Source organism: Actinobacillus arthritidis, from assembly GCF_029774155.1.
Classification (GTDB): Bacteria; Pseudomonadota; Gammaproteobacteria; order Enterobacterales; family Pasteurellaceae; genus Actinobacillus; species Actinobacillus arthritidis.
Genome location: NZ_CP103833.1, coordinates 352,349 through 375,431 on the forward strand (window position 1 = coordinate 352,349; position 23,083 = coordinate 375,431).

At 37.9% G+C, this 23,083-nt stretch carries 20 protein-coding genes and 2 pseudogenes; 17 read left to right on the top strand and 5 right to left on the bottom strand.

The window, feature by feature from the left end; all coding sequences use genetic code 11:
* Positions 1 to 10 precede the first annotated feature (10 nt).
* Genes NYR89_RS01765 through NYR89_RS01775 form a run of 3 tightly spaced genes read right to left on the bottom strand, consistent with a single transcriptional unit; the run spans position 11 to position 5,252 of the window.
* The gene (locus NYR89_RS01765) at positions 11 to 1,144 is read right to left on the bottom strand and encodes a hypothetical protein (RefSeq protein ID WP_279446089.1); all 1,134 of its coding nucleotides are present in this window, start codon (positions 1,142 to 1,144) and stop codon (positions 11 to 13) included.
* Positions 1,119 to 4,034 (bottom strand): NACHT domain-containing protein, encoded by a 2,916-nt coding sequence (locus NYR89_RS01770; protein ID WP_279446090.1) that lies wholly within the window; start codon positions 4,032 to 4,034, stop codon positions 1,119 to 1,121. Before NYR89_RS01770 ends, NYR89_RS01765 begins: the two co-directional genes overlap by 26 nt.
* Positions 4,035 to 4,040: 6 nt before the next feature.
* Positions 4,041 to 5,252, bottom strand: coding sequence for an ATP-binding protein (locus NYR89_RS01775; RefSeq protein WP_279446091.1), 1,212 nt, complete (start codon positions 5,250 to 5,252; stop codon positions 4,041 to 4,043).
* A 212-nt stretch (positions 5,253 to 5,464) separates the two neighbouring features.
* Here NYR89_RS01775 and NYR89_RS01780 point away from each other — a divergent pair, with 212 nt between their 5' ends.
* The 9 genes from NYR89_RS01780 to NYR89_RS01820 all read left to right on the top strand — a co-directional run bounded on the left by NYR89_RS01780 (position 5,465) and on the right by NYR89_RS01820 (position 11,514).
* Positions 5,465 to 6,322, top strand: coding sequence for a DUF1749 domain-containing protein (locus tag NYR89_RS01780; protein WP_279446092.1), 858 nt, complete (start codon positions 5,465 to 5,467; stop codon positions 6,320 to 6,322).
* Positions 6,322 to 6,666, top strand: coding sequence for a phenylpyruvate tautomerase MIF-related protein (locus tag NYR89_RS01785; RefSeq protein ID WP_279446093.1), 345 nt, complete (start codon positions 6,322 to 6,324; stop codon positions 6,664 to 6,666). The genes NYR89_RS01780 and NYR89_RS01785 overlap by 1 nt, the downstream gene beginning before the upstream one ends.
* Before the next feature lie 6 nt (positions 6,667 to 6,672).
* Positions 6,673 to 6,840: a thioredoxin domain-containing protein gene (locus NYR89_RS01790; protein WP_279446094.1), complete on the top strand. Its 168-nt coding sequence runs from the start codon at positions 6,673 to 6,675 to the stop codon at positions 6,838 to 6,840.
* Between the two features lie 68 nt (positions 6,841 to 6,908).
* On the top strand, positions 6,909 to 7,529 hold the full coding sequence (locus NYR89_RS01795; protein WP_341536362.1) for a DsbA family protein: 621 nt from the start codon (positions 6,909 to 6,911) through the stop codon (positions 7,527 to 7,529).
* 34 nt (positions 7,530 to 7,563) lie between these two features.
* Positions 7,564 to 8,460, top strand: a complete 897-nt coding sequence (locus tag NYR89_RS01800) for a LysR family transcriptional regulator (RefSeq protein ID WP_279446096.1) — start codon at positions 7,564 to 7,566, stop codon at positions 8,458 to 8,460.
* A 190-nt stretch (positions 8,461 to 8,650) separates the two neighbouring features.
* On the top strand, positions 8,651 to 9,010 hold the full coding sequence (locus NYR89_RS01805; RefSeq protein WP_279446097.1) for a YgiW/YdeI family stress tolerance OB fold protein: 360 nt from the start codon (positions 8,651 to 8,653) through the stop codon (positions 9,008 to 9,010).
* A gap of 20 nt (positions 9,011 to 9,030) precedes the next feature.
* Positions 9,031 to 9,390 (top strand): YgiW/YdeI family stress tolerance OB fold protein, encoded by a 360-nt coding sequence (locus NYR89_RS01810; protein ID WP_279446098.1) that lies wholly within the window; start codon positions 9,031 to 9,033, stop codon positions 9,388 to 9,390.
* Positions 9,391 to 9,473: 83 nt separating this feature from the next.
* Positions 9,474 to 10,142: a response regulator gene (locus NYR89_RS01815; protein ID WP_279446099.1), complete on the top strand. Its 669-nt coding sequence runs from the start codon at positions 9,474 to 9,476 to the stop codon at positions 10,140 to 10,142.
* Entirely contained in the window at positions 10,135 to 11,514 is a 1,380-nt protein-coding gene (locus tag NYR89_RS01820; RefSeq protein WP_279446100.1) for an ATP-binding protein, read from the top strand. The genes NYR89_RS01815 and NYR89_RS01820 overlap by 8 nt, the downstream gene beginning before the upstream one ends.
* Before the next feature lie 51 nt (positions 11,515 to 11,565).
* Here NYR89_RS01820 and NYR89_RS01825 read toward each other — a convergent pair whose 3' ends face one another.
* Positions 11,566 to 12,126: a YtfJ family protein gene (locus NYR89_RS01825; protein ID WP_279446101.1), complete on the bottom strand. Its 561-nt coding sequence runs from the start codon at positions 12,124 to 12,126 to the stop codon at positions 11,566 to 11,568.
* Positions 12,127 to 12,319: 193 nt separating this feature from the next.
* Between NYR89_RS01825 and yajC the strand changes: the two genes are divergently transcribed.
* The 4 genes and pseudogenes from yajC (at position 12,320) to NYR89_RS01845 (ending at position 17,052) form a co-directional block, all read left to right on the top strand.
* Positions 12,320 to 12,616 (top strand): preprotein translocase subunit YajC, encoded by a 297-nt coding sequence (gene yajC / locus NYR89_RS01830; protein WP_005597904.1) that lies wholly within the window; start codon positions 12,320 to 12,322, stop codon positions 12,614 to 12,616.
* 27 nt (positions 12,617 to 12,643) lie between these two features.
* Positions 12,644 to 14,491, top strand: a pseudogene (gene secD, locus NYR89_RS01835) (protein translocase subunit SecD).
* 10 nt (positions 14,492 to 14,501) lie between these two features.
* Entirely contained in the window at positions 14,502 to 15,473 is a 972-nt protein-coding gene (secF, locus tag NYR89_RS01840; RefSeq protein WP_279446102.1) for a protein translocase subunit SecF, read from the top strand.
* A 277-nt stretch (positions 15,474 to 15,750) separates the two neighbouring features.
* The gene (locus NYR89_RS01845; protein ID WP_279446103.1) at positions 15,751 to 17,052 is read left to right on the top strand and encodes an NCS2 family permease; all 1,302 of its coding nucleotides are present in this window, start codon (positions 15,751 to 15,753) and stop codon (positions 17,050 to 17,052) included.
* 58 nt (positions 17,053 to 17,110) lie between these two features.
* On the opposite strand, the pseudogene NYR89_RS01850 reads toward NYR89_RS01845, so the two are convergent.
* Positions 17,111 to 17,698 (bottom strand): annotated as a pseudogene (locus NYR89_RS01850) (Maf family protein); the annotation flags it as partial.
* Positions 17,699 to 17,850: 152 nt separating this feature from the next.
* On the opposite strand from NYR89_RS01850, the gene NYR89_RS01855 reads away from it, so the two are divergent.
* The 4 genes from NYR89_RS01855 to thrS all read left to right on the top strand — a co-directional run bounded on the left by NYR89_RS01855 (position 17,851) and on the right by thrS (position 23,074).
* On the top strand, positions 17,851 to 18,393 hold the full coding sequence (locus NYR89_RS01855; RefSeq protein WP_279446104.1) for a carboxymuconolactone decarboxylase family protein: 543 nt from the start codon (positions 17,851 to 17,853) through the stop codon (positions 18,391 to 18,393).
* Between the two features lie 237 nt (positions 18,394 to 18,630).
* On the top strand, positions 18,631 to 19,518 hold the full coding sequence (locus NYR89_RS01860) for an NAD(+) kinase (protein WP_279446105.1): 888 nt from the start codon (positions 18,631 to 18,633) through the stop codon (positions 19,516 to 19,518).
* Between the two features lie 121 nt (positions 19,519 to 19,639).
* Entirely contained in the window at positions 19,640 to 20,905 is a 1,266-nt protein-coding gene (gene glyA, locus NYR89_RS01865) for a serine hydroxymethyltransferase (protein WP_279446106.1), read from the top strand.
* A gap of 237 nt (positions 20,906 to 21,142) precedes the next feature.
* The gene (gene thrS / locus NYR89_RS01870; protein ID WP_279446107.1) at positions 21,143 to 23,074 is read left to right on the top strand and encodes a threonine--tRNA ligase; all 1,932 of its coding nucleotides are present in this window, start codon (positions 21,143 to 21,145) and stop codon (positions 23,072 to 23,074) included.
* Positions 23,075 to 23,083: the final 9 nt, after the last annotated feature.

Sequence of the window (23,083 nt, forward strand, 5' to 3'; positions counted from 1 at the left end):
CTCATCAATGTTATCTAGATATTGCTAAATCTAAAACAAAAATATCTATTCGTTGTTTCAATTCTGCAGGTATTTGTTTTTGAATATTTAGGTACAATTCTTCTGCGCTATTTATGCCATGATTTTTTCTATTAGCAACTGTTTCATTAGTACCAAACCATAATACCAAGTAAATACCTTGTCCTTCGGCATCAGGATGGATGGTATATAAACGATCTAATTGGTGAGCAAATGCTGAATACAGCTGTGGATGCCATTGTCCTTTAACTTCAACAGGTAGAATTTTTCTTTTACCATTAATGAGTTTAGAAAAAACAATATCGCACCGATTATCATCTTTCATATAGCCTTCACGAATAGGAATTACTTGTCTATTTTCAAGACGTAATCTTAAACGCTCTGCAATACGTTGGGTCGCAGTATTTTCATCAACTCTATTGGCAATATTCATTTCTCCATTATAAAAAATTGATTTTGTAGAAATATCATGTCCATCTAAATCATTTTGGTAAGTTTGAAGCTCTTCTAATATAACTGCACGTAAATTTTCAACGCTAATGATTTCATCTTTATCTAACAAATTTACAATTTGCTCAGCCGTTGGGGCTTGGAAATTTTGAATTGCTGACTTACGTAAATAATTAAATCGGATACTCTTTAAATCAGTATAAAATTTTGTATAGCGAACATCCTGTAATAAACGATCTATAACTGGTATAGGGTTATCTTCATTACTTCCTTCTAATTTATAAATTAGCCCACTTAAAAAACGATACGCTTTTTCTGAAGGTGGACTATCTGAACCATGCATACTAGGCAAATGAACTTCTTGCCATTTTTTAATAAAGGTATTCAAAATTAACTCTATTTTTATAGGAGAAAGAGTTATCCATTCTGAATAATCTCCAAAAGTGCCAAAATGATCTTCTAAAATAAAAATGCTATTATCATCTTTAATTAGTTCCTGCCAAAAAGGTTCATAATCTTTATCTAATAAATAAAAAGCATGAGCAAACCAGAAATATCTTTTAGATTTTAGCTCTGTATCTTCTTCTGCAGGAATTATATTCCGTAATTTCTCACACTGTTGCTGAACTATCTCTTTTAGTTCTTCACGATTACCAAATTGAATAGCTAGTTGCAATAGTTCTTTTTGTCTTTGCAAAATTCATATTAGGGAATTTTTTCAGCCATTCTAAAGGGAGTGTACTCTGTAAAAATTTAAATGTTTCATCACGTGCTAGCCAATCTACTAGTGTATTTTTACACTCTACACAGGCTAATTGTGGCTCAATATATTTACGTAGAAATTTCTCAGCATCTGCAGGATTAGAGAATAAGCATCTATCTACTTCTTGCTTTAGTATCTCTCTATCATCAGAATTCATTCCTGCCCAATAAGTAGAAAAACCAGCTCGTAATGCGACTAATGTATCTACCGATACAGAATTTAGTGAACTATTGCGTTTTAAAATTTCTAAACAAGCAACATATAATATAGGTTCAATGTTTAATATTTCAGATTTACAGCGCAATTCTGCTAGTTTAGCTAGGCTTGGGATATCTGGTTCAATATAATCCAAACAGTTATACATAGCATTTCTCACTAGTTGCTCATCACCAAATTTTTCTAAAATTTTATCAGGCTTTTGTAAGATAGTTCGAGAGAATGCCAGAAGAGCATTCCAATGCCTTCCACTTTCTATTAATTGTCTATTTTCTTGAATATATTGAATATCTTTATTACGACTATTTCTTTGTCTATTATTATATTCTCTAGCTCTCTTTTTACGATTGTATCTTAAAATATTTTTTCTATAATATTTTTCATGTTCTATATTATTTCTATACCAGATACGTAAAAATTCAGGTTTTTGTAATGCTTGCATACGCATATACTGACGTAATGAGTTAGAAATTTTTTCTTTACTATAAAAATTATGTCTAACCATAAAATAAGACCATAATTCTGTATTATTAGTATTAAAAGCCAAATCAATAATATATTTAAGATCTTGAGGTTGAAAATTCAAACCAGAATGAGTGTGCCATTCAAAGCTATAAACTTTAGTTTCATGAATAGCTTTATGATCAAATTTATTCTCAAATGCAATTTTTATAATAGCTTGTCTTAAAGTATCATGTTCAGATAAGATTTTTACTGATAGACTATCTTCTTTTCTCACACCATTTTGAAAATAGAGGTTTTTCACCCATTTCCAAATTTGTTCTGGCTCCCAAGGCTCCTGAGACAGTTCAAAATAACGATCTAATAGCATACTGATAATCTTACTGATACCAACTCGACATTGGCAATCATACTTCTCTTGGCAAGTGCAGAATAAATTAGCAGATAGCTCATTAAGTAGAGATATAACCAAATCTAAACGCAATGTTTTAATAAATAATTTAATAAAGAAACGTTCTCCAATAACTCGCTCAATACGGTGATCTGTAGGATACAATTCTGCACAAATTCTTAAAAATTCAATATAGTCAATTAGTTGAAATTCATTATCAGATTTGAGCATTATGTCAGTCGCGATAGAAAGTGAAGTATTATCTCCAGCTTTAATTAAATATTTCCAAGTTTTCTGATGATTATAATCTTCAATTTTTGTTAAACATTTTCCTGCCAATGTACGTATATATCTATCTTTATATTCAAAGCTAGTATTACAAATGATATTGGTTAATTCTTCTGTTAATTTTGAAACTATAGGAGAATCTTTTAATATTTCTAATAAAAGGCTTTGTAAATCCCCATCTGTGGTGCCTAAAGATAATAAATTTTTCAGTTCATCGAGCAATTCATCGGTAAAAAATCCTGAAACACTAAAATTTCTCCATCTATCACTACGGCGAAAATATGGATCTTCTTGATTTAATTTTTTTAATTTCAATAGTAATTTTCTTTTTGAACTAGGCAATAGTAAGGCGGGATCTCCGTTCGACAAAATTGCATAAGGATCTAAATCAATTAACGTATCTTGAATGTGTTGATTTTCTGACAATACAGCCATCCAAGCGAACAAACCACGTAACTCATCGCGTACAATATTATTTGGTGCAATAATAGATAAGATTTTACCTAGCGATAATGGATTAGTCGCTGAAGTCAATTTCTTAGCAAGATAATTACCAGCACAATATTCTGCAACAATTCTATGAACAGGGCGATGTTGTTCTGTCCCATCAGCAGGAAGAAAAAATTGCGTAGATAAAATTTGTTTAATGTTTATATCTGAATTTAAAGTAGCAATATGTGGATAGAAACGATTAGATGCTAAATCACTTAAACTTACGCCTTCTGAGCCTGATAACATTAATTTAGTAAACACATCTTCAGATAATTCAATTTTCTTGAGTGCAGGCAATATATTGTTACCCAAAGAGTAACTACTATTAGTTTCTTTTGCTAATCCCTCAATAGCTAGCTTAAATGCATAATAACGATTTTCAAAACATTGATTATTTTCTACATAAGACTTTGCGAACAATTGTAAAAATAAAGGATTAGATAATAAAGGAGTTAATTCAATATTAGCCGCTTCTAAAAATTGTTCTGCATTTTGTTGTGGGTAATAATGTAAGAAAAGATCTTTTTGCTCTTTTTTCTCAAAAGGTTTTAAATAAACTAATAATGGTTCTTCACCAAATAGCTCTTTGCAATGATGTGTATAACCTTCAGACCATTCACTAGAACGGCTAGATAAAATAATTCTTTCTGCTGAGGTATTTTTAGCCATTGTGAGTGCTTTTATTACCGTTGGTGGCTCAATTTTTACTAATTCGTCAAAACCATCAATGACAAGCGAGGAACATTTTCCTTCATTTGAATGAATGAAGATATTTGCAGTATTTTTAGTGACACCTATTTGTTCTGCCAAACTATCTAATAAATAACTTTTCCCAGCACCAGGTTCCGCAAGAACAATAATTATCTTATTCTCAACTAAAAGCAGTTCAGATTCATTAAATTCTTGATTATTAGTTGTGTGTAAAATTCTAGAAAGATAAAATTTTGAATCCATAATATATTACTCCCCCAACAAAAACGCCCCAATATGCTGATGCACTATGCCATCTATATTTTCCTGCCAAAAATCGTCCATCGTAATCACATATTTCGGGTGGTTATCAGTAATGGCTTGCAGGGGCGAAAATTCTCGTTGGACAGTTTGTTCGCTTTCTAGTTTGTAGGCAACTTGAATATAGAGTTTTTCATTCTGTTTTTGGGCGACAAAATCAATTTCTTTTGTGCCGAGTTTGCCGATGTAAACCTGATAACCACGGCGTTTGAGTTCAAGATAAACTAAATTTTCCAAAATGCCTGCTATCAGACTGGTACGAAAGCCCATAGTGGCATAGAGCAAAGAGACATCGCCCAAATAGAATTTTTCTTGGGTTTTCAGAATTTCTTTACCTTTCACATCAAAGCGTTCTACTCGGTGCAAAATAAACGCACTTTCTAAGGCTTTCAAATAGTTATAAACGGTGTTTAAGTCCACTTTACGTTGTTGGCTTTTGAAATAATCGGCGACATTTTTGCCCGAAAATGTGTTGCCGATGTTGTCAAACGCATATTTCACAATCCGCTCTAACAGCTCCACATCACGGATTTTATGGCGTTGCACGGTATCGCGTAAAATCACGGACGCATAAATATCTTGCACGATTTTATAGGCAACTTCTTGCGGATAGTCCGCTGTATGCACCATTGGAAAGCCACCTTTTTGCAAATATTCATTGAAAAGTGCGGTGGAATTTGCAAGATTTTGGTGTGAATAGCCCGCTTTAAAATCCAAAAATTCCTTGTAGGAAAGTGTGAAAATCGGGATTTCCACATAACGTCCCGCAAGATAAGTAGAAAGCTCGGACGACAACAAGTGCGAATTAGAACCTGTGATGTACAAATCCAAATGGAAATCCACCATAAACGCATTGACCGCCTTTTCCCAATCAGCCACTTCCTGAATTTCATCAAGCAACAGATAGTATTTCTCGGCAGTTTGAATTTTTTCTTTCACGAAGGCATAGAGCTTATCAGCGGTTTTGTACTCGCTAAATGCAAAGCTCTCAAAGTTGATATGAATAATTTGTTGTGCATTAACACCTTGGGTAATCAGTTCCGCTTGCAGTAACTTCATTACCGTTGATTTGCCTGAACGGCGAATGCCTGTAATCACTTTGATTAAGGGGGTATTGATAAAAGGTTTGAGCTGTTGGAGGTAATTTGGACGGTTAATCATAGCAAAATCTTTTTGGTTATACTCTAAATTACTACTGATTTTACTATCTTATTTTGGTTATAACCATAAAAAGTTTTGATTTTTTGGTTTTTTAGGCGGTGTTTTGCTCATATATTTTCCAAATAAGCAAAACTCATTTAACTCCCCATTGCTTTTTCATCAAAAATAAATCCCTATAATTGACCGTACTTAAATTATTTTAGGACAAGAAAATGAAAGAACTTAATATCGCCACTCAATCAGGTACGGTATTGCACGGTGTGCTGTTCCCTGCTGAAACCCAAGCGAAAACGGTGGTTATTGCGATTACAGGCATTCACGGTAACTTTTATTCCAATCCGTTTTATTACAACATTGGGGAAACCTTGAGTAAGGCGGGGGTGGATTTTCTTTATGCACAAACTCGCAATGCGTTCGGCAAAATGCAAGAAGTGAACGCCTTAACCAACGAACCTGAAATTATCGGGTCGTTCAATGAAGATTTTGCAAAAACCATTGAAGATTTGACCGCTTACCTTGATTTTGCCGAACAGCAAGGCTATGAAAATATCGTGCTGGCAGGACATTCGCTTGGGGCGAACAAAGTTATCTATTATTTGAGTGAAACGCAAGATCCACGAGTGAGCAAATTTCTGCTACTCAGCCCCGCTAATGTTACCCATTTAACCAATTTTGTCGGTGAGCCTGAGCGTGCCTACATTCGCCAAATGGTCGAAAAGGGTCAAGGGCAAAAATTACTCCCTTTTGAGCTATTTGGTTGGTTACCCGCCACAGCGGATACCGCCTATCAATGGCTGTATAGCCCGTTGCTGAATAATGTCCACGTGGAAACAGATGGCGATTTTTCTCAAGTGGAAAAAATTTCTCATTCAGGGGCTTTGTTAATCGGTACGCTTGACCGTTTTACTTACGGCGATCCAAGTGGTTTTTTAGGCAATATCAATGCTCACTTCACAAATAGCCAAGCAAACGAGCTGATTTTTATCTCAAACACAGGACATACTTATCAGCAAAAAGAGCAAGAACTGGCGGATAAAATCCGTGATCTGCTGACAACTTGGGGGATTTAATGCCATTTCTATTTTTAAAGACGAACGTCGCTATTTCGCCAGAACAAGAAGTTAAGCTAAAAACCGCTTTCGGCAAGGCGATTGCGTTAGTGCCAAATAAGTCGGAGGCGGTGTTGATGATGGAATTGCAAGACAACGCCCAAATGTGGCTTCGTGGCGGTCAGCCACCAATGGCGTTTATCAAGTTGAGTTTGTTCGCCAACCCACAACATTTGGGCTACCCTGAATTGACGGCGATGCTCACGCAACAAGTGGCAGAAATTTTGCCCATTCCGCCCGAAAATGTGTATATCCAATTTGACAACATTCAGGCGTGGGGCGTGAATGGGTTTTATCTTGAGTAACAAAATATGCTGAAAATAACTGTCTTTACCGATCCGATGATGGGGCTTTCCTACGAAAGCGAGCCGTTTTTACGCCAGTTGGAAACGCATTTTCCCAATCAACTTCAATTTGCTTATGTAATGGGCGGTTTGGTGCGAAATGTCGCTGACTGGTCACGCCGAATGAAACCCTAACCGAATACAATGCCCGTCTTGCTCGCATTTACGAGGCGGAACAGGCAATTTCAGGCTTGCCGATTTCAATGCCGAATCTCAATTTGTTTACCGCTGAACGCTCCTCGTCCCTGCCGTTAAATTTGGCATACAAAGCGGCACAGTTGGCGGAGAGTTGCAAAGCGGACGCTTTTTTATACCGCTTGCGATACGCCACCATTGTCGAAGTTCGTCCAACCAATGATTTAAACGAGATTTTAGAGGTTGTGCGAGCGATTGGCATTGATGAGTCGCTGTTTTTACGCCATTTTCAAGACGGTTCAGCCCAAGCGGAATTAGAGCAGGATTTTGCCTTGAAAGAACGCTTAGGCGTGCGTGGCTTGCCTGCCTATCTATTTGAATTTGAAGGGAAAAAGCTATTGGCAAATGGCGTGCTGAATTTTGCTCAATTTACGCAAATTATCCGCCAAATTTCAGACGGCAAATTGCAACCTCAAGCCCCCAAATTCACTCAAGAAACACTCTCGGCACTACTCGCTAAGCACCCCGTGATTTCACTCATTGAGTTGCAATATGCTTTCAATGCAAGTGAAGCCGAAGTGCGGTTAATGTTGGCAGATTTTTTGGCAAAGGGCGAAGTGAAATGGATGAACAGCCCAGCTTTTATTTGCACGGATTTAACCGTTTTATATTGCAACAATAAGCGGTAAAATTTTTGCTAAATTTTGCAAAAGAGAACACAAAATGGACAGAATCCAAACCTTACAAGTTTTTACTCATGTGGTAGAAACCGGCAGTTTTTCTAAAGCGGCAGATCAGCTAAATTTGCACGTTTCAGCGGTGTCCAAAGCAGTAAAGTATTTGGAAAATCAGCTTGGTTTACGCCTGCTTAACCGCACTACTCGTAGCCTAAAATTAACCACAGAAGGCGATGCCTTTTATGAAAAAGCCCAATTTTTATTAGCCGAGTTGGAAGAAACATTTCAGGATTTATCAGGCGTGAGCCAGCAGGCAAAAGGCAAGTTACGCATTGAAATGCCGACTGCGGTAGCCCCTTTTGTGATGGCAAAACTGCCTGAATTTCAACGCCAATATCCAGAAATTCAGCTGGTGCTGACAGCCAGTGATCAGTTGAGCAACTTGATTGATGATGGTTTAGATTGTACCCTTCGCTTAGGCGAGCTAGCTGATGCCGGTTATATTGCCCGTCGTTTAACTAATGTGGCAATGATAACTTGTGCATCATCAAGCTATCTGGCTCAACATGGCACGCCTGAAACTTTGTCTGATTTAGCTCAACACCGAGCAGTACATTATGTTTCAGGTCAGCAAGGAAAAATTATGGCATGGCAATTTCTGACCTCATCAGGAGAAGTTGAACGATTAAAAAATACCCATACTACACAAGTAAATGACTCAAATGCCCTATTATTTGCGGCTCTTTCAGGGCTTGGTATTGTGCAAATGCCAGATTTGATGCTTCGCCCTTATTTAGAACGTGGCGAGCTTGTGCCGATTTTAACAGAGTTACAAACCCCAACCCGTCCGCTTTGGATTATTTACCCTCAACGTCAATTTATTCCAAAGCGTTTGGCGGTGTTTATTGAATGGTTAATGGCATTAGCGTGGAATGTTCAATAGGTAACTAAGACCGTCCGCTTTTGGTACTACTTTTATGAGGCTTATTTTCTTTTTTACATAAAATTTTGCAATAAAAGTGATTATTTTGATTTCTTAAGATTTAATTAAGATTTTCTTGATTTAATGCGTGTCATCGAAAGGGCATTGGGCTTTTCGAACCAAACATAACATTTAACAAGGATCTTAATCTATGAAAAAATTGTTTACATTTACCGCTGTTTTGACAGCATCTTTACCGGCAATCGCAGGTTTCCAAGATAATACTCAGGCTATTAATTCTAATCAGGTTACTGTTATTAAAAGTGTGGCTAAAGCGAAAACAGCAAATGAAGATATGCCTGTGCGACTAACTGGTTATATTACTCGCCAAGTGGATAGCGATGAATTTTATTTTAAAGATGCTAGTGGCGAAATTAAAATTGATGTTGAGGATCATGCTTGGAATGGTCAGAATGTGACACCTAAACATAAAATTACTATTGAAGGTAAGGTCGATAGAAATGATGCAGGCAGAGCAGACATTGATGTTTATCGTATCAAAAAACACTAATATCTAAAGAGGATTTTTATATGAAGAAAATAATGACTTTAGCAACAATTTTAACTGCAACGGTATTAACAGCGTGTTCTAAAAATGCTCCGCAAAATCAAGTATTTGGTGAGGCAACAAATACGGTTGCTACGGTGCAACAACTTTCATCTTTAGCGGACGATAGTCGTGTGACTTTAGAAGGAACTTTATTAAGTCGTATTGATGACGATGAATATAAATTCCAAGATAGTACCGGCACCATTAAAGTGGAAATCGACAATCACGTTTGGAACGGCTTAAATGTCACACCTAATGATAAAATTCGTATCCAAGGTAAATTCGATAAAGAAACCTTTGATTCAAGTATCGATGTATATAGCGTTGAAAAAGTACAATAATTCTATTTAAGCATCTCAAGCGGTCTGTTTTGGCAAGAATTTTGCTAAAATAGACCGCTTTTTGTTTATACAAGGGAAGTGCTATGCGAATTTTATTGATTGAAGATGATAAATTAATCGGTGAAGGTTTAAAATTGGGACTCACTAAGCAAAATTTTGTCGTAGACTGGTTTCAAGACGGTAAATTAGGCTTTGATGCCCTGTTTTCCGCGGAATATGATGCGGTGGTATTAGATCTTTCTTTACCAAAAATGGACGGATTAGCGATTTTAAAAAGCTGGCGGAAAGAGAACCAAGATATTCCTGTTCTGATTTTAACCGCTAGAGATACGCTCGATGAACGAATTTTAGGTTTTAATGCCGGTGCAGATGATTATTTATGCAAGCCTTTTGCTTTAATGGAAGTCGTGGTGAGATTACAGGCGTTAGTTCGTCGCTGTTATCAGCAAAGTTCAGCTGAAATTATTGTTGGAAATTTGCGTCTAGATACGAATACTCATAGTGTTACATTGGGTGAAAATCCTATCATGTTAACCGCTAAAGAATTTCAATTGTTACAACTGTTTGTGAGTAATAAGGATAGAGTGTTAGCTCGTTCAACGATTGAAGAAAAGTTATATAGCTGGGATAGTGATGTAGGAAGTAATACATTAGAAGTTTATATCCATAATTTGCGTAAAAAATTAGGTAAAAATTGGATTAAAACCGTTCACGGAATTGGTTATCGTTTAGGCTCTGATGAAAATGACTAAGATCTTGAAAACACATAGTTTACTCTATAGGCTGATTGTAACTTTATCTGGCATATCATTTCTGATTTGGGTCATTTCAGCAATGATAGAATGGCGAACTTTACATAAAGAAATCAATGCGTTATTTGATTCCCAACAGGTATTTTTTGCCGAACGTTTGGCTTCGTCTAATATTGCCGAAGGTTTTCATTCTATCCAACAAAAAGCAGATTTCTATCAAGCAGATGTGGATGATGATGCGTTAGCTTTCGCCATTTTTACGGAAAAAGGCGAACAAATCATTAACGACGGTAGGGATGGACAATTTTTTACGTTTCAACCCGTTGATGGTTTTCAAACAATACATTTAGTGGAAGAAGATGATGAATTAACTGGTGAATCCGATGTTGATTTATGGCGAATTTATTGGCTTAAAGATAAGGATATTTATGTCGCTGTCGGTCAAGAAGTTGATTATCGAAATGAGCTAATCAATAAAACGATCCTTTCACAGTCGTGGAGTTGGCTATTTGGTTTTCCGATGACGATTTTAGCTATTTTATGGATTATTCATCGAGAATTTGCTTCGTTGAAACGTTTAGAGCGTGAAATTGCTTTGCGAAAACCAGACGAATTAAAAGTGATTAGTACGGAGAATTTACCTAGTGAAATTATTCCACTTATCAATAATCTCAACCATTATTTTGAGCGGACGCAGACGATGTTTAATCGTGAGCGACGTTTTACTTCAGATGCGGCACATGAATTGCGTAGTCCATTAGCCGGTTTAAGGGTTCAAACCGAAATTGCTCAAATGACAATAGATGATCCGATTGAACATCAAAAGGCATTATCTAATATCACGAATAGTACCGATCGTATTGCTCAATTAATAGAGCAATTATTAACCCTTTCTCGTTTAGAAAATTTAGAGCGACTCGATAAACTGGAACGGATTCATTGGCGATCTTTAATTGAAAATAGTGTGGTTCAACTTTATTCGCAAGCAGAAGAGAATCGGTCGGAAATTATTGTGAATTTGCAAAGTGAACCTCAAAATCAGCTGGGAAAACCATTGTTATTAAATCTTATTCTACGTAATTTATTGGATAATGCGATCAGCTATACACAAGTAGGTAGCCATATTTATTTGACGTTAACTGCTGAGAATTTAATTGTGGAAGATGATGGGCAAGGCGTCAGTGATGAAGATCTTGTTAAACTAGGACAACCTTTTTATCGACCGGTTGATCGTCCAGTTCAATCGGATAAAGATGAAAAAGGGAGCGGTTTAGGCATTTCTATTATTAAACGAATTGTTGAATTACATGGTTTTTCAATGCGACTGACACGAAGTAAAATGGGCGGTTTGAAAGTGGAAATTCTGTTTTAGTTTAGATAGTAGAATCAAAAGACGAAGTGATTAACTTCGTCTTTTTAACATTTATTGAGCAATTAGCGTTTTGATTAAGTCAATGGCTTGTTGAATCTGTGCTGAAGATAATTTTCCTTCCGCAACAAACTGAACCTTTCCGTTTTTATCTAGCACGACCACAAAACTGTCTTTTGCTTTAAGTCCCCAAGCATTTTTGACGCTACTGCTTTGATCTAGCACCACTTGGCTATGTGGATTTTCTCGTTTGCCGTCTTCCGCACTGCTTTTAACAAATGAGCCGGTGGCAACAATAGCATCATCCGCATTAATAATAGATGTTGTTTGATATTTGCTACGGTCAAAATTTGTCGCTTTAATCGCATTAATTAATGCTTCGTTTTTTTCTTTTGCTGAACTTCTACCAGCGAAATGATGTACAACTCGAACTTTCCCGATAAGGCTATTGCTTGACCATGACTTATAAGAAATCTCTTTACCTTTATTAAGGATTTCTCCATCTTTAGCTACGCTTACTGATGGTAATGCTACATTCAGTTGAACATTATGTGCAAAAGCTGTATTAGCTAAAAACAATCCAGAAATGATTGCTAATTGAGTGATTTTTTTCATTCTTTTTTCCTTTAATGAATTGAATTATGAAAAATAGTTACAATATTGCAATACTACTGTAAAAGTAAGCATATCGCATTAAAATTTTCTTCTCGTGAAATGTGTGATTTTATGCTATTTTAATCACCAATTTTTCCGTGTATGCGGAAATTTTATCTTTTAAACACTAACTTATTGATTTTAAGGAGCTTTTATGCAACAAGGTGGCGGATTAGAAATGATCGTAATTTTAGCGGTTTTCGGTCTTATTTTTTACTTTATGATTTATCGTCCACAAGCGAAACGCCAAAAACAACAACGTGATTTACTTTCTAACCTTGCAAAAGGCGATGAAGTATTAACAAATGGTGGTTTAATCGGTCGTATTACCAAAGTAAGTGCGGAAAACGAAAATATCGTTATTGCCTTAAACGATACAACTGAAGTTGTTATTTCTCGTAACTATGTTGTTGCGGTATTACCTAAAGGTCAAATGAAAGCCCTTTCTTAATTTTCCTATAATATTAGGGGACTAATTGTGTTAAATCGTTTCCCATTATGGAAGAATCTGATGATTGTCTGTGTGATTCTCATCGGTGGCTTATACGCTCTTCCTAATCTATATGGCGAAGACCCCTCAGTACAAATTTCTGGTACAAGAGGTCAAGTCGCTACGAGCGATACGCTCGCTCAGGTTCAGGGAACTTTGTCATCAATGAATATCACCCCAAAATCAGCCGTTCTTGAGAACGGCTCGATTTTAGTGCGTTTACAAAATGATGATGAACAACTTCCTGCCAAAGAAAAAATTTCCGAAGTATTAGGCGATAAATTTTCTGTTGCATTAAATCTTGCACCGGCAACGCCGAGCTGGTTAACCGATATCGGCGGCACCCGATGAAGCGAGGTCTAGACTTACGTGGTGGTGTCCGTTTCTTAATGGAAGTGGATATGAATACGGCGTTGGCTAAACAGCAAGAAAACTTGCAAGATAGTTTACGTTCAGAGTTTCGTAAAGAAAAACTTCAATATAAAGCGGTTAAAAAAGGTGAGAATTTTGCCACTATCGTTGAATTTGCCGATAGCGATACGGCAGATAAAGCATCTCGTTACGTACGCCGTGTACATACGACATTAGAAGCGAATTTCCTGACACCGACAGAAGTTTCATTTAGCCCATCAGAAGCAGGATTAGCGACATCTCGTGATACAGCTATCGAACAAAACTTGTCTATTTTACGCAAACGTGTTGAAGAATTAGGTGTATCAGAACCGACTATTCAACGCCAAGGTGCTGATCGTATCGTGGTTGAATTACCGGGTGTGCAAGATACTGCACGTGCTAAAGAACTTTTAGGGGCTACAGCGACTTTAGAGTTCCGCTTAGTTAATGCGGAAGCGAGTCCTGAATCTGCCGCTCGAGGTATTGTACCTGCCGATTCAGAATTAAAATTCAGCCGTGATGGCGGAGCTGTAGTATTACGCCGTAAACCGTCTTTAGGTGGTGAACATATTATTGATGCGACATCAGGTAAAGATGAACGTGGTTTACCGCAAGTAAGCATTAATCTTGATGCGGAAGGCGGTAATATGATGTCTGAAATCACGAAGAGTGCGGTCGGTAAACCGATGGCGACACTTTATAGCGAGTTTAAAGACTCCGGTCGTAAAGATGCAAATGGTAAAGTGATTTTAGAAAAACACGAAGAAGTGATTAATGTGGCAACCATTAACTCACGTCTTGGTAGCCAATTCCAAATTACCGGTATCAATTCACCGGCTGAAGCACAAAACCTAGCGGTGCTTTTACGTTCAGGTGCATTAATTGCACCAATTGTCATCGTAGAAGAACGTACTATTGGTGCTTCATTAGGTGCGGATAATGTTGCTAAAGGTATGGAAGCCGGGATGTATGGCTTGGTGTTAACCATTTTATTCTGTTTAATTTATTATAAAGTGTTTGGGCTATTTGTCTATGGCAGCATTAACAGTAAATATGGTGTTAACTATCGGTTTGATGTCATTAATTGGTGCAACACTTACTATGCCAGGGATCGCTGGTATTGTACTTGCAGTCGGTATGTCAGTTGATGCGAACGTATTAATTTATGAGCGTATCAAAGAAGAATTACGTAATGGTCGCTCGGCACAACAAGCCATTCACGAAGGTTATAACGGTGCATTTACTTCAATCTTCGACTCAAACTTGACGACGGTATTAACCTCTTTAGTGTTATATGCGGTGGGGACAGGTCCGGTAAAAGGCTTTGCGATTACCCTTGCTTTAGGGGTAATTATCTCAATGTTTACCGCAATTACCGGTACACGTATGCTTGTTAACTGGGTATATGGTGGTAATAAACGTGTGAAAAAACTTTGGATTTAAGGTGGAATAAATGGCAATTATGCAAAAAGAAAAAGATGCGTCAGAAATCAAACTGCCGTATAAGCTCATTCCATTTATGAAATATCGTTATGTCGGTTTCGTATTTTCATTAATCGTTACTGCATTATGTATTTTCTCTATCGTTACCAAAGGCTTTAACTGGGGCTTAGATTTTACCGGTGGTACGGTAATTGAAACGTCATTCTCACAACCTGCCGATTTAGGTAAAGTTCGTGGTTTATTGGAACAAAACGGTTATGGTAATGCGTTAGTACAAACAACTGGTAGCCAAAAAGAGCTAATGATCCGTTTACCAGCCTCTGCCGGTGATATGTCATTAGGTAACAAGATTATGGCTTTGGTACACAAAGATCTTGATGCTGGTGCAACGATTAAAAGCGTGGAATTTGTAGGTCCTAATGTAGGGGAAGAGCTAACTCAAGGTGCAATTTGGGCAACGCTTGCGACACTTGGTATGTTATTGCTTTATGTTGGTACACGTTTTGAAATTCGTTTAGCGATTGGCGGTGTACTCGCGTTATTCCACGATGTGTTAGTGACTATCGGTATTTTCTCATTCTTACAGATTGAGATTGATTTAACTTTTGTGGCGGCAATTCTTTCTGTGGTAGGTTATTCATTGAATGACTCTATCGTTGTATTTGACCGTGTACGTGAGAATTTTAGTAAAATTCGTCGTGTAACCTCAAAAGAAGTGATTGATATTTCATTAAGTCAAACCTTATCAAGAACATTAATGACATCCGTTACTACACTATTTGTGGTAGTTGCATTATTTTGGTTTGGTGGCCCAACAATTCACAGCTTCTCTCTTGCATTATTAATTGGTATCGGTTTCGGTACTTATTCATCGATTTATATTGCGATTGGTGTGGCACTACAACTTGGTTTAAACCGTGAACATATGGTGAAACCAGTTGTAGAAAAAGAAGGTGCAGATCAAGCATTTATTGATCGCTAGTAGATAAATATGAAAAGGGCAGAATTAATAATCTGTCCTTTCTTATATTTGGAGATAAGCCTAAAAATAGGCTAGCAAATTTTGCAACTTGCAACCACAGAATACACGGACTTCACAGAACTTTTGTGAAGTCTTTTTTTTTAAAAGAGATTTGTAAATTTTAAAAAAATCATACCGCTTATTTATTTCGATTTATGCAACCGTTTGCTTATTGCGTCCGACTTCTGTAAAATTCGCCCCTTAAAATTTTTATTTCGTTATTTGAGGTTTTCATTTTATGTCTTTGTTTAAGTTTGAAGAACGTGGCACCAATACCCGCCAAGAAATTATTGCGGGCTTAACCACATTCTTAGCAATGGTGTATTCGGTGATTGTCGTACCGGGTATGTTAAGCCAAGCAGGTTTTCCGGCTGAATCGGTATTTATCGCAACCTGTTTAGTGTCGGGTTTAGGTTCAATTCTAATCGGCTTATGGGCAAATGCACCAATGGCGATTGGCTGTGCGATTTCTTTAACCGCATTTACCGCATTCAGTTTAGTGCTTGGTCAAGGAATCTCAATTCCGGTTGCACTCGGTGCAATTTTCTTAATGGGGATATTATTTACTCTTATTTCGGTAACTGGGATCCGTGCGTGGATTTTACGTAACCTACCGGCAAGCATTGCACACGGTGCTGGTATCGGTATCGGTTTATTTTTACTGTTAATCGCCGCGAACGGCGTGGGCTTAGTGGTTGGCAATCAAGCGGGTTTACCGGTAAAAATGGGTGATTTTACCTCATTCCCAGTCATTATGGCATTACTTGGCTTAGCGGCAATTATCGGTTTAGAGCGTTTAAAAGTTAAAGGCGACATTTTATGGGTGATTATTGCGATCACAATCATCAGCTTAGTGTTTGATCCGAACGTAAAATATGCCGGCTTCTTCAAAATGCCTAGCTTCGGAGAAAATTCTCAATTCTTAAATCTTGATGTGATGGGTGCATTAAATACTGCAATTTTACCTGTTGTATTTGCATTGGTGATGACTGCTATCTTTGACGCAACCGGTACAATTCGTGCGGTAGCGGGTCAAGCGAATTTATTAGATCAAGACGGTCAAATTATTAACGGTGATAAAGCCTTAACGTCAGACTCATTAGGTTCTGTACTTTCAGGATTATTCGGTACTGCCCCAGCGGCGGTTTATATTGAATCAGCGGCAGGTACGGCGGTGGGCGGTAAAACCGGTTTAACCGCAGTCGTTGTCGGTATCGGTTTCTTATTAATGTTATTTTTCCAACCGCTTGCGTTTTTAGTACCGGGTTATGCAACGGCACCAGCATTAATGTACGTCGGTTTATTAATGTTAAGTAATGTATCAAAACTAGACTTCGATGATTTTGTCGGTGCAATGTCAGGCTTGGTGTGTGCGGTATTTATCGTATTAACTGCTAATATCGTCACCGGTATTATGCTTGGCTTTGCGGCGTTAGTGATCGGTCGTATTATTTCGGGCGAATTTAAAAAACTCAACGTCGGTACGGTAATCATTGCGATTGCGTTAGTGGCTTTCTACGCATTTGAATTAGCCATTTAATCCACAAAAAGACCGCTTGTAAGCCGGTAATAAGGCAGACAAGCGGTCTAATTCTTTTAAAAATTTGCAAATCAAACTGCTTTAATAATTCTGCGGTTTCAAATACTGGTAATCCCATCACTCCAGTAAAACTGCCTGATAATCGCTCAACAAACACTCCTCCAAATTGCTGAATACCATAAGCACCGGCTTTATCCATCGGCTCATCGGTTGCAATATAAGCATAAATTTCAGCATCACTTAATGATCTAAAACTCACTTCACTAGTATGCAGACATTCAATTTGCTTACCTTGATAACTAATGCAAACAGCGGTAAATACTTGGTGTGTTCTGCCCGATAACATTTTCAGCATTATAAAAGCATCTTGCTCGTCTTTCGGTTTACCGAGAATTTTGCCGTCAACTGAAACAGTCGTATCCGCCGTCAAGATCGGGTGTTCTGCAAGATTTTCCGCCATTCTGACCGCTTGTGCCGCTTGGTTCTTTTGTTTCGCAATCCGTAAGCAGTATTCATCTGCTTTTTCCCCAATTTGCGGCGATTCATCAATTTCACTCGATAAACGAAGCAAATCCAAGCCTAAATTTTGTAACAATTCCCAGCGACGCGGGCTATTTGATGCAAGGTAAATCTGTTTATTTTTCATTAGCGTCTGTCCTTTTCTAAATTTATTACATAACATTTTATTATATAAAATAGGTATTTATATGCATAAAATGTTAAAAAATCTTTGCATTTAAGGGAGTTTAACCTTTATTATTCAACAAAATAGATTACTCTCTATAAGGAACTTATAATATGTCAAAATTTCAAATTCATACGATTGAAACTGCACCGGAAGCAAGACAAGAAGCATTAAAAGCAGTACAACAAGCCAACGGTTTTATTCCAAATTTAATCGGTGTATTAGCTAATGCTCCAACTGCGTTAGAAACTTATCGTACGGTAGGTGGCATTAACGGCCGTAATAGCTTAACACCGCTTGAACGTGAAGTAGTACAAATTACGGCGGCAGTAGTAAACGGTTGTGGATTCTGTGTTGCCGGTCATACTAAAATTTCTTTAAAAGCATTAAATGCACCAAAAGAAATTGTTGATCAAATTCGTGCAACCGCACGTATTTCAGATCCGAAATTAGATACATTAGCTCGCTTCACGCTTGCGGTAATGCTACAGAAAGCAAAATTAACGGAAGCACAATTAAATGAGTTTTTTGTCGCCGGCTATAACCAACAAAATGCGATTGATGTGATTTTAGGCGTGAGCTTAGCGACATTATGTAACTACGTAAATAACATTGCCGAAACACCAATCAACCCTGAATTACAAGATTTTGCTTAATATATTCATTTTCTTATTTTAGAAAAGCGGTTTGTTTTTGTATAAAAATTCAAAAGCAGACCGCTTTTTTTATTCTTTATATTGCCTTGAAGCAAGCTATTTTTGGGGTGAGTGATAATGTTGAGTGTCTTTATGTGTAATCATAGGCATTTACTTGATGATTAACGCTATTTTTGCATATCTTCAAACCTTAAAAAAGGATAGAATCCTATCGTTCTTATTTTATGAGTAAAGCGTATGAAATCAGAAAAACGATTTTTTAAATGTATTGCGATTGTTGGTAAGCCTCGCCATGATATTGCATTAGAAACGCATTTGGCGGTATATAATTGGCTAAAGGATCGTCGTTATGAGGTGTTAGTCGAAAAAAACATTGCCCATCAACTTAGTTTACCTGACGGAAAGAGTTTAGATGAGATTGGCAAACAAGCTAATTTGGTTATTGTGATTGGTGGTGACGGCAATATGCTTGGTATGGCTCGTCAATTGGCAAAATATAAAGTGCCGTTAATAGGTATTAATCGGGGAAATCTTGGCTTTTTGACAGATATTGCCCCTCATTCTACTTTTGAACAGCTTTATAATTGTATTGAGAGAGGTGAATTTGTGATTGAAGAACGTTTCTTGTTAGAGGCTCGTATTGAACGAAACGGTAAGATTATCGCTTCTAATAATGCCCTCAATGAAGTGGTTGTTCACCCAACTCAGGTGGCTCGTATTATTGAATTTGAAGTTTACATTGATGGAAAATTTGCATTCTCACAACGTTCGGACGGATTAATTATTAGTACACCGACCGGCTCAACCGCTTACTCACTGTCTGCTGGTGGACCGATTTTAACACCGAATATGAATGCAATCGCACTTGTTCCAATGCACCCTCATACGCTTTCTTCCCGTCCGTTAGTGATTGATGGCGATAGTCAGATTTCATTACGCTTTGCCCAATATAACCAACCAAGCTTAGAGGTGAGTTGTGATGGACAATATGATCTGCCGTTTACACCAGAAGATCGTATTATTGTGACGAAAAGTCCGGATACTTTACATTTATTACATTTAAGTGATTACAATTATTTTACGGTACTAGGTTCAAAATTAGGTTGGTCGAGCAAATTATTTTAGTCTAAAAAAAGACTATCCGAATAGGTAATAAGTGTGTAAAATGCGACTAAATTTTCAAAGCAAACGTTTGCGTAGGCAAAAATATCGCATTTCTAACTAAACTAAAGAGAGGAAAGCACCAATGTTTAGCACAAATATGAACATCAAAAGTTATGACGCTGAGTTATGGGCGGCGATTGAAGGCGAAAATCGTCGTCAGGAAGAGCATATTGAATTGATTGCATCTGAAAACTATGCAAGTCCGCGAGTAATGGAAGCACAAGGCTCACAATTTACTAATAAATATGCAGAAGGCTATCCGGGTAAGCGTTATTACGGTGGTTGTGAATATGCAGACATTGTTGAGCAATTAGCGATTGATCGTGCAAAACAATTATTCGGTGCGGATTATGTAAACGTACAGCCTCATTCTGGCTCACAAGCTAATGCGGCGGTATATATGGCATTATTACAGCCACATGATACGATTTTAGGTATGAGCCTTGCACATGGCGGACACTTAACACATGGCGCATCAGTAAGTTTCTCCGGTAAAATTTATAATGCGGTACAATACGGGATTACAGATGAAGGTTTAATTGATTATGAAGATGTTCGTCAAAAAGCATTAGAATGTAAACCGAAAATGATCGTTGCAGGTTTTTCGGCTTATTCTCAAGTAATCGATTGGGCTAAAATGCGTAAGATCGCCGATGAAGTGGGAGCTTATTTATTTGTAGATATGGCCCACGTAGCGGGTTTAATTGCCGCTGGCGTTTATCCGAATCCACTTCCACATGCTCACGTTGTGACAACTACCACACATAAAACCTTAGGCGGTCCTCGTGGCGGATTAATTCTTTCTGCTTGTGGAGATGAAGACATTTATAAAAAACTGCAATCAGCGGTATTCCCAGCAGGACAAGGCGGTCCATTAGTACATATTATTGCGGCGAAAGCGGTTTGTTTTAAAGAAGCTCTTGAACCGGAATATAAAATCTATCAGCAAAATGTTGTGAAAAATGCAAAAGCGATGGTGGAAGTATTCAAACAACGCGGTTATGAAGTAATTTCAAATGGTACGGAAAACCATCTTTTCCTGGTGAGCTTTGTTAAACAAGGTTTAACCGGTAAAGCGACGGATGCGGCATTGGGTCAGGCAAATATCACAGTGAATAAAAACTCGGTGCCGAATGATCCACAAAAGCCGTTTGTTACTTCAGGGATTCGTGTCGGTACACCTTCAGTGACTCGTCGTGGTTTTAACGAAAATGATGTGCGTGAACTTGCCGGTTGGATGTGTGACGTTTTAGACAGTATCGGCAAAGATAATCATGAACAAGTGATTACGGAAACGAAAGCAAAAGTATTAGCAATTTGCCAACGTTTACCAGTATATCCAAAATAAGAATATCATAATCATTTAAAGATCAAGCGGTCAGATTTTTGCAAAATTTTGTAGGAATCTGACCGCTTATTTGCATTTTGTGATAGAATCTACTCGTTTTACTATTCACCCAAGGTTGGGGTGATGTAAAACCAAATTGTCAAAAAAGATTCAAATCAGACCGCTTGTCAGCGGTTTTTATTTTTTAATCAACAAGTCACCTCTCGTATGGGTGACCACTGTAACAAGGATATAAAAATGCCTATTATCACTTTACCAGACGGCTCACAACGCCAATTCGATAATCCCGTTTCTGTAATGGAAGTTGCACAATCAATCGGTGCAGGCTTAGCGAAAGCCACGATTGCCGGTCGTGTAAACGGCGAACGCCGTGATGCGTGTGACATCATTTCTGAAGATAGCTCACTTGAAATTATTACCGCAAAAGATGAAGACGGTTTAGAGATCATTCGTCACTCATGTGCACACTTATTAGGTCATGCGATCAAACAATTATTCCCAGATGTAAAAATGGCGATTGGTCCAACAATCGACAATGGCTTCTATTATGATGTGGATTTAGATCGCTCGCTCACACAAGAAGATTTAGATGCGATTGAAAAGCGTATGCTTGAGCTGGCTAAAACCAACTATGACGTGGTGAAAAAACGCGTGAGCTGGCAAGAAGCGCGTGATACGTTTGAAAAACGTGGCGAACCGTACAAAATGGCGATCTTAGATGAAAATATCGAACGCACTGCAACGCCTGCGTTATATCATCACGAAGAATATATTGATATGTGTCGTGGTCCGCACGTACCAAATATGCGTTTCTGCCACCATTTCAAATTACAAAAAGTTGCAGGCGCATACTGGCGTGGCGACAGTAAAAACAAAATGTTGCAACGTATTTACGGCACTGCTTGGGCAGATAAAAAACAATTAGCGGAATACTTAACTCGTTTAGAAGAAGGCGCAAAACGTGACCACCGCCGTATCGGTAAAGCGTTAGATTTATACCATATGCAAGAAGAAGCACCGGGTATGGTGTTCTGGCACAATGACGGTTGGACGATTTTCCGTGAGCTCGAAACTTTCGTACGTACTAAATTAAAAGAGTACGATTACCAAGAAGTAAAAGGTCCGTTTATGATGGACAGAGTGCTTTGGGAGCGTACTGGTCACTGGCAAAATTATGCGGATTTAATGTTCACTACGCAATCTGAAAACCGTGAATATGCAATCAAACCGATGAACTGCCCGGGGCACGTTCAAATCTTCAATCAAGGTTTAAAATCATACCGTGACTTACCAATCCGTATGGCGGAATTCGGTTCATGCCACCGTAACGAGCCATCTGGTTCATTACATGGCTTAATGCGTGTACGTGGTTTTACTCAAGATGATGCACATATTTTCTGTACCGAAGATCAAATTGAAAGCGAAGTAACCAGCTGTATCCGTATGGTTTACGACATTTACAGCACTTTTGGTTTCAGCAACATTCAAGTGAAACTTTCAACCCGTCCTGAAAACCGTATCGGTGATGATGTGATGTGGGATCGTGCAGAAGACGGCTTAGCAAAAGCTTTAACGGCAAACGGTTTAAGCTATGAAATCCAAGAAGGCGAAGGCGCATTCTACGGTCCGAAAATTGAGTTTGCATTACGTGACTGTTTAGATCGTGAATGGCAATGCGGTACAATTCAATTAGACTTCGCATTACCGGGTCGTTTAGATGCGTCTTATGTGGCGGAAGATAACGGTCGCCGTACACCGGTTATGATTCACCGTGCGATTTTAGGTTCTATCGAACGCTTTATCGGTATTATTACCGAAGAATACGCTGGCTTCTTCCCAACGTGGTTAGCACCGACTCAAGCGGTGGTAATGAACATTACCGATAGCCAAGCGGACTATGTACAGAAAGTAACGAAAGCATTATCGGATGCGGGTATCCGTGCGAAATCAGACTTACGTAATGAAAAAGTCGGCTTTAAAGTACGTGAACACACCTTACGTCGAGTACCTTATATGCTTGTGTGCGGCGATAAAGAAATCGAAGCAGGCAAAGTATCGGTACGTACCCGTAAAGGTGCAGATTTAGGCACATTCACGATTGAAGAATTTGTTGAAATCCTTAAAAACCAAGTGAAAGCTCGTGAACTTAAATTATTAGGCGAAGAGTAATTTCATTAT